The sequence below is a fragment of the Neobacillus novalis NBRC 102450 genome (assembly GCF_001591805.1).
Classification (GTDB): Bacteria; Bacillota; Bacilli; order Bacillales; family Cytobacillaceae; genus Neobacillus; species Neobacillus novalis.
Genome location: NZ_BCVP01000019.1, coordinates 23,593 through 31,658, shown reverse-complemented (window position 1 = coordinate 31,658; position 8,066 = coordinate 23,593). Strand labels below are relative to the sequence as shown.

Below are 8,066 nucleotides of genomic sequence, written 5' to 3'. Positions count from 1 at the left end.
GCTCAGTATCCGTATAATCAGATAATTCACTGAGATCATAAGTGCCATTTGTAAGAGTTCTTTCATCCTTTTCAGAATTGGATTCAGAAGGATGCACAGATTCAATAGCAGAATCGCTTTGGGGCTCAACATTCGTTTCATCGGGATGGTTAGTTTGTAAAACATCCTCAAATTCAGTGGAATCGTTTCTATCAATAACATGATCAGCTAGAGAATCCTCATCCTGAGAAACAATCTCAGTATCCGGATAATCCGATAATTCACTGAGATCATATGTGCCAGTTGTATGATTTCTTTCATCCTTTTCAGAATTGGATTCAGAAGGATGCACAGATTCAATAGCAGAATCGCTTTGGGGCTCAACATTCGTTTCATCGGCATGGTCAGTTTGTAAAACATCCTCAAATTCAGTGGAATCATTTCTTTCAATAACATGATCAGCTACAAAATCCTCATCAACCTGGGAAACAAGTTCAGCATCCGTATATGTCTCAACTGTATCAACACTGCTTGGTTCAGTATCAGAATCGCTAATATCATTAGACTCTTCTGTACTTTTCCGATAAATATGCTGAAAATAGTGAGCATTTTGTTTTACAGTTATTTGGTGCATCTTTTCGTAGTTTATCCATGGAGTCTTCATAACATTTCACTCCCATATCAAACCAAACGTCACTGTATTTATTTATGCCTATTTGCTGCTTTTGTTCCTGTACAATTCCAAGAAATTTAAAATAAGGCTTACCAATATGTACAATTATCGATGTGCTTGATCACCACCCAAGTTATAAATAATATCACAATGATTAATGAACAAATGTACACTTACTTAACCCTAATCATGGTACAAGATTCGTTTATTTTCTTTTAGCTTTCAACATTTTCATATAAATCTTTTTATCCTCAAGCATATAAAACATCGAGAGGTTAGGGTTATAATTTCCTTCAATAATCCATAAATTCCCTTGATCTGTAATCCCAATGTCAAAGCCAATCATATTGATCTCTTTCATATCCGCTTCAAGCTGCCCCGCAGCAGAGATACAAATCTCGTCAATTTTTGATTCAAGCGTATCGTTATTTAGATTGGAAATGTTCAAGTACCTAATAGCATCTTCTAGTGATAGGAGCTTCTGGGCTACATTGGTAATAAAGAAATCATTTTCAGCGACTTTAACGATTTTTCCGGTTATTTTCCAGTTAGAATCAACCTTTTGCGCGATCACTCTTACATCCATTGGACAGTCGTTTATCATTGCTAAATTTATTTTTTGTTGGACAAGATAATATTTCTTAGAAAGATAATGTTCTTCAATAAATTGATATGTTTCTTCAAGGCTCGATTTCGTGAATTTCTTTCTGCCTGTGTGAATTTCATAAGAAAGGTGATTGTTTGAAGAAATTTGAACGATGCCTAAGCCTTCTTTCCCGAAACAAGGCTTAATGATTACTTTATGATATCTGTTAAGAAAGTCATTAAAAGTGACTTGACTGAATAAATCCGTATCCGGCAAATAGGTATCAAGCGTACTCTTATCGGTAAGTATAAGATATTGGCTCCATTTACTTTTAGGAAAATGCAGGGCTGTATCTTGAATCCATATGTTACCTTTTTGATTATATCCAATGTCAATCACAATGGAATTACACCCAGGGAAGGATTCACCAAGTTTTTTCGCTACAACAATAGATAGTTTTTTTATCTTTTGAAGAAACAACTTATAAAAAAACCTTCCGAATACAGAGCTATATTTCTCAGCTTTGGATTTTAAATACCACTCAGATGAGGCAGATTTCCGGTGAACAGTAATAAAGGATTGGAAGTGGCTTTTAATAAACCCTGAATTTATCCATCTTGGTTGAATAATATAATAATTCTGTGTTATTTCATTGCAAATGAGATGTGGATAAATTTCCTCTTTGTTCATAACTGTGGTTATTTTTGCTCCGGATCGTATTTCGAACTTGGCATTTTCATGGGAAATAAAAATCTCATCTGGACCAAAAACAGGTTTAATGACAATTGTCTTATACTTTCCTAAAAATTTGAATAATGAAGCCTCTGAGAGTAATTCCGTTTCCAATAGATGTTTACATAAGCTTCCTACTGTTTTTAATATTTTATATTGACCGATTCGCCCACTACTGGCCTTCAAAGTTCCCATCTCCCCGTTATTTTCCTCTTAACAATTAATATTTTTTCCGGATATTTTGGAAACTTAAAATAAAGGAAATAACAAAAACTCCCGGAATGGATCGCCGAGAGTTTTCTAGCTATTTTACTTCCTGGCATCCACGTGCAATAATCGTGCCTTGAGGTACAGATGCTGCACCCTTTTGCTCAAAGAAATCAGTTAAGACAATCGATTGTACAATATCATCCCCTTCTGGAGAAGCTTGATCCGTAAATACCGCTTCAAAAAGAAGAGGAAATGGAGGAAAGGGCAATTTGCTAACTGTTCCCGTTCCTTTAACAGTTACTACACAATTTCCACCTTCCCGCATACAGGCTATAGAAGTAATTGTATTTGCAGTAAATAAGAAATTGAAAAAGTTAGGATAGTCCGTGTTTTCGAATGCGAATGAAAGTGTCGAAGTCTCAAGAGAAGCGGCACTAACATCAGCTAAGTAAGTCAAGTTACCTCTACATGCTCCAATTGAGCTTAAAAACTTAACATTTTTATTTTCCGATACTGCATTAACAAGGACCTCACAAGGACAAACGTAACCCATTTATGATCCCACCTTTTTATCAGGATATAATAATATATTCAATGCAACAGAGTATGACATTCTGTTTGTACGTTATTAAGGTCCATATTCCTTATGAAATCAAAAACTCCCCACTTTACCGCCACATGTTAAGGAAAGCTAATGCTTTTTCCGTAATTGGGATGCCAATTCTATCATAGGTTTGCTATACATATCTCCTTTAATTAGTATTATTGTATTTTCGTCTACGATTTTTGTTAAAAGATCATAGGCCAAAGGATTATTGCTAAAGGTATAGACCTGTGCGTTCAAGCCGCTTTCCAATGCTTGATCAGCCATTATACTGGCGTGGTACCCTATAGTTATCAGAATATCCACACCTATTTTGCAAATGATTTCCCCCGCTTGTTCATGAATAGCGTACCCCCATGATCCTAAGTCAGTGATAGTTCCTAAAATAGCCACTCTTTTTTTCGTTTCTCCAACTTCACTTAACACTTTTAAAGCGGCTTCTAATGAAGTTGTTGTCATGCTCCATGTGTCATCAAGAATCGTAGAGCCATTTAACCCTTCATACACTTGGAGATGCTTATTTAGATTTTTATATGTTTTCAATCGATCTGCAGCTACTGGGAGATCAATTCCTATTTCATGGACAGCGGCAATAGCGGCTAGTGCATTATAAACTTGATGTTCACCATAACCTGGAACGAAAACAGAGTAATATTTCTCCTCGTGTAGGACACAGAATTGCATCCCATCTTTACAATATTTAATATCATCTGCTTTAAAGTGGCAGGATGGATCGATGCCAACTTTTATAATCCGTCCAAGATAATTTGATAAATCTATTTTTTTCGTGTTATGATCTTCCGAATTAATAATAAGTACACTTGAATGATCAAGTATTTTTGCCATTTCTCCTTTTGCCTGGATATAGCCTTCTAGCGTTTTGCAATAATTCAAGTGGTGTGCACCTATGTTTGTAATAATCCCGATTGTCGGTTTAAAATACTCCCCTGCCTTTAGCACGTCTCCAGGTGCACCAACTGCTGTTTCGAAAACAGCTGCTTCAGTGTCATCATCAATGCTAAGGAGATACTGTAGGTGAGCTGTTCGAGAATTATTGGTACTATTTGTTGCTGTAATTGTTTTTTCAGCTGAAAGAATATGACTTATCATGGCTTTTGTCGTTGTTTTTCCTGCTGTCCCTGTAATAGCTACAACGGGAATTTGAAAAAGGCTTCGGTAGTAATTTACAAATTTCCAATAGGCTTCCTCCACGTCCATGACCTTTATGATGGTTAAATTCTTATATAGCACACCTCTGCTAATTGTTTGATCTGTTACCAGCACTACAGGGAAATATTCCACTAGTTTTTTTAAATTAACAACGTTATTCCTTAAAAAAAGAATCGTATTTTGGTTCTTTATTTGTTTAAGCCTGTATGCGCCAAAATGAACAATCACATCATCAGACCCTTGAATCAAGTCACCGGAAAGGATAGTTCTAATACACTCGACCGATAAGGGCTTCATTTCACTGTCACACTCCTTTCTCCTTCACATCATATGTGCTCGTTCTCAAAATGCTTGTACGATATGGATTAATATTGGTGTCCTTTTAGAAGATTGTTTTCTGCTAACTCATTTTACAGGATACATAACCATACAAAAAACGGTTTAATTCATATTTATATAACGAGTTGTACTAATGAAGTTTATTTATAGGGAGTGGAGCGTTTGAAAACGATTGTTTTTATCGGTACAAATAAATCTGGATCCAGCAGAGAGGCGATTAAAGCGGCAGAACAACTAGGTTACTTCACAGTTGTTTTCACAAATAACGAAAAGCAATTACAACAACGAGCAGAGTACACCGATGTACATGAAATGATTTTTATTGATACGAATGACCAATCGAAAATGAAAGAGGAAATTAGCAACCTCCTCACTAGGGGGTTGGATATTAAAACCATAGTTAGTTTTATCGATTCATATGTCCATATAGCTTCCGTACTTTGTGATGAATTTTGTCAGAGTTATACATCAGCCAAAGCAATTAAAATCATGGAGGATAAAGAAGAAACTAGGGTATACTTGCAAAATCAACCGTATACTCCTAAGTTTTTGGTCATCAAACCGGGTGAATCGGTTTCTCTAGAAAAAATGAGTTCACAGATTGATTTCCCAGTAATGGTAAAGTCTCCAAAGTCGACAGGCTCCAAAGATGTAGTGCTGGCTGCGGATCAAGAACAGTTGGAAAAACATATTAGAAGATTTCAAGAAAGAAATCCCGAAGAATCGATTATTGTGGAAGAATATATCGACGGAAATCAATATCTAGTCGAGGCGCTCGTATACAACAACAAAATCCATATGATCGGGGTCATTGAACAGGAAATAACGAAGGGGAAAAGATTTATTATTACAGGCTATGGTGTGCTTGCGAAAGTCCCCTATTATATAAAGGCTGGAATTGAGGCGGTTCTAAATTCTATCGTCTCAGAGTTCAGCATTAAGAACGGTGCCCTTCACCTTGAATTACGCCATACGAAAAACGGCTGGAAGCTCATTGAAATCAATCCAAGGATATCCGGCGGTGCCATGAACCAAATGCTTCATGCAGCCTTCGGGTTTAGCTTGGTGGAAGAAACACTCCAACTATATTTAGGTGAACAGCCCTCTGTAAAACCAAGATATAAGCATTATGTATTTACCCAGTACCTCATTGTTTCTAAGAAGGGCGAATTGGAAAAAGTCACCGGGAAGAACAGAGCTAGTAAATCCCCTGGAGTGGTTGAAGTTTATGTGAAACCCAAAAAAGGAACAAAATTAATTCCCCCATTATCGATGGGACATCGATATGCCTATGTGATTGCTAAAGGGGCAAGTTTAGTAGAGGCTAAGAAACTGGCAAAAGATGCTGCAAACGAGATTACATTTCATCTGGTGGATGAATAATGTGGAAATACGCGAATGTGTTCTAATCGAAGACAGGGACGCCGGTAATGTGCCGACGTCCCTGTCTTGGGTAGAGTTCATTAAATGTAGATTACTAGCTTTAGAATTATTTAAACGTTTGATCAATAAATTTCACGATATCAAACATATTCGTTTTACTGGCTCCTTTGACTAAAATGGTATCATCTTTCTTAATAATCTTTACTAACAAAGCATTTAATTCGTCCTTGTTGGTGAAATGGTAAATGTTTTTAGCAGGGAAACCTTTTACTTTTGCCTGTTTTCCCATTTCTTCTGTCCGAAAGCCGTATGTGATGAAAAGATCAATTTCTTTTTCAAAAATGTATTCTCCGACTTTACGATATTCTTCCTCTCTTAAGTCTCCTAATTCCCTCATTTGTCCAATAATCGCTATTTTCCTGTTTTTTCCAATATTTGAAAGTACATCAATGGCAGCTTTTACCCCTTGTGGGTGGGAGTGAACGGTATCATCTATCAGTGTAATATTGTCACGGCAGTTATAGATCGTCAGTCTTCTTGGTGGTTTTTTAAATAGCAGTCCCAATTTTATTTCCATTGGCGTGAACCCTAAGTAATCTGCAACTGCAATCGCATTTAGAGCATTGTAAATGTGATGCTCCCCTAAAATAGGGATGAAAAGTGATATCTCCTGTCCCCCGAGCTTCATCTTGAAATTCATTCCAGTTTCTTCATATTTAACATCATAAGCTCTGTAGTCGGCTGCTGAATTTACTCCAATTGTGATAATCTTCCCCTTGAAATTTTCGGTCTCTAAAAAGGTGGAATTAGGATCATCCTTGTTTAGGAAAAGAACTCCGTTTTGGTCCATCCCATGGATTAATTCTGATTTTGCATGGGCAACTTTTGTAATATCACCATTAAAATTTCCTACATGGGCAAGGCCGATATTTGTCACAATACTAATATTAGGCTGGATGATGCTGCAATGTTCTGTAATGACACCGGGATACGCCATTCCATACTCTAATACAATTGCTTCATGGGTTGGTTTGATTTCCGCCGCATGTTTTTTCGTATGCTCGGTTGTGTTCCAATAATCCTTTGATTCAAATATATTCCATTTCTTTGATAAAATCGATGCAAGGAAGGCTTTCGTCGTTGTTTTACCGGCACTCCCTGTTATGGCGATAATTGGGGGTTTTTTATTTCCTTCCATTTTTTCCTGCTTTAATGTTTCTATAGTAGTTGTAATGGTAGTTTGGTTTTTGGCAAGGAACATGGCATATCTGATCGTATTGATGACAACATCTAACTCCAAATAAAAAGCGGGTGGACAACCTGGCCGCCAATTCACCTCATAAATCCATATTTTAGAATTTTCATCTAATCCCACATCTACACCGATTTCATCAATGACTTCACCGAAGTGCATCATTTGAAGCTCATCCAAATGCTTGGCCAATGATAAGGAAAAATGCTCTAGCCTTCTTTTAATATTAAATGCTTCTTCTTTAAATTCTTGTTGTAAAAAGGGATCTAAATAATTTGTGAATCCGCCATTGTTTATATTGGCAATTATCGAACCCATCGGAGCAACTCGCGGATAGATCGTAGTGATCACCCATTTTCCTTCGCCATTTTTTTGAACATGGAGTCTGAAATCAAACACTTGGCCTGATTTGGTGGTGGATTGGATATAGGGTTGAATAATAAAGGTTCCTGTTGAAAGCTTTGATGCGATAAGATCGTTCAGTTGTTGTTTCGAGTAGGAAATACTTTCGGAGTCCTTCTTAACGAGAAAGCCATTATCACTTTTGGAAATGAAAAAGATTCCTTTACCCTTTCTACCATCAATCGGTTTAAATACAACCCTTTCAAATGCAGTTACAAATTTAAAGAAATGCCCCATATCTTTTACAATTTCTGTCGGAATTAGATAGTTTGAGAATTCTTTCGCTTCTTTTAACCGCTCATTAACATTCCATTTATTACCAATTGAATGAGTGGTAAAGGGGATTTTTTCTTTTAATCTTTGAATAATGTTCCTAGACTTGGCAAGTTTTTCAGGACTCCCTGTATTGTAGATGACATCTGGGAACGGCATTATTCTCTCCACCCACTTGCCGTTTTCATACACTTGACCTCTAATGGAACTGTTAACAAAATTCACAGTTCCAGGCGAAAAATAGACAAACTTCGCTCCTTCTGCTTTAGCAACCGCTGCATAAGCATAAGATTTAATGACAGTTCTTGGGTCTTTACGATGATGTAACATTCCTATCAACGTCATTGAATAACCTCCTTCATCTTATCAGTACAACCTTATACATTACATTCAATTAGTCATCCCTTTGATACGGACAGAAGTTCAGTTTTATTTATATTTGAGAAGTTTGGACGAGCAATCC

6 protein-coding genes are annotated in these 8,066 nt (G+C 36.7%); 1 reads left to right on the top strand and 5 read right to left on the bottom strand.

The window, feature by feature from the left end; translation table 11 throughout:
* From BANVL01_RS15785 to BANVL01_RS15770, 4 genes are all read right to left on the bottom strand, one after another.
* A partial coding sequence (locus BANVL01_RS15785) for a hypothetical protein (RefSeq protein WP_439951353.1) occupies positions 1-643 on the bottom strand: 643 nt, incomplete at its 3' end.
* A gap of 214 nt (positions 644-857) precedes the next feature.
* Complete coding sequence (locus BANVL01_RS15780) at positions 858-2,156, bottom strand: YheC/YheD family protein (RefSeq protein WP_066092041.1); 1,299 nt, start codon at positions 2,154-2,156, stop codon at positions 858-860.
* 118 nt (positions 2,157-2,274) lie between these two features.
* Positions 2,275-2,733 (bottom strand): hypothetical protein, encoded by a 459-nt coding sequence (locus BANVL01_RS15775; protein WP_066092044.1) that lies wholly within the window; start codon positions 2,731-2,733, stop codon positions 2,275-2,277.
* A 138-nt stretch (positions 2,734-2,871) separates the two neighbouring features.
* Positions 2,872-4,251, bottom strand: a complete 1,380-nt coding sequence (locus BANVL01_RS15770) for a Mur ligase family protein (RefSeq protein WP_066092047.1) — start codon at positions 4,249-4,251, stop codon at positions 2,872-2,874.
* Between the two features lie 204 nt (positions 4,252-4,455).
* Between BANVL01_RS15770 and BANVL01_RS15765 the strand changes: the two genes are divergently transcribed.
* Complete coding sequence (locus BANVL01_RS15765; RefSeq protein WP_066092050.1) at positions 4,456-5,676, top strand: ATP-grasp domain-containing protein; 1,221 nt, start codon at positions 4,456-4,458, stop codon at positions 5,674-5,676.
* Positions 5,677-5,782: 106 nt separating this feature from the next.
* On the opposite strand, the gene BANVL01_RS26820 is transcribed toward BANVL01_RS15765, so the two are convergent.
* Positions 5,783-7,948, bottom strand: coding sequence for a YheC/YheD family protein (locus BANVL01_RS26820; RefSeq protein WP_082805013.1), 2,166 nt, complete (start codon positions 7,946-7,948; stop codon positions 5,783-5,785).
* Positions 7,949-8,066 lie beyond the last annotated feature (118 nt).

What these genes read in the sequence shown, in the direction of transcription:
- BANVL01_RS15775 (WP_066092044.1), bottom strand. Translation starts at nt 2,733, where the DNA reads ATGGGTTACGTTTGTCCTTGTGAGGTCCTTGTTAATGCAGTATCGGAA.
- BANVL01_RS15770 (WP_066092047.1), bottom strand. Translation starts at nt 4,251, where the DNA reads ATGAAGCCCTTATCGGTCGAGTGTATTAGAACTATCCTTTCCGGTGAC.
- BANVL01_RS26820 (WP_082805013.1), bottom strand. Translation starts at nt 7,948, where the DNA reads ATGACGTTGATAGGAATGTTACATCATCGTAAAGACCCAAGAACTGTC.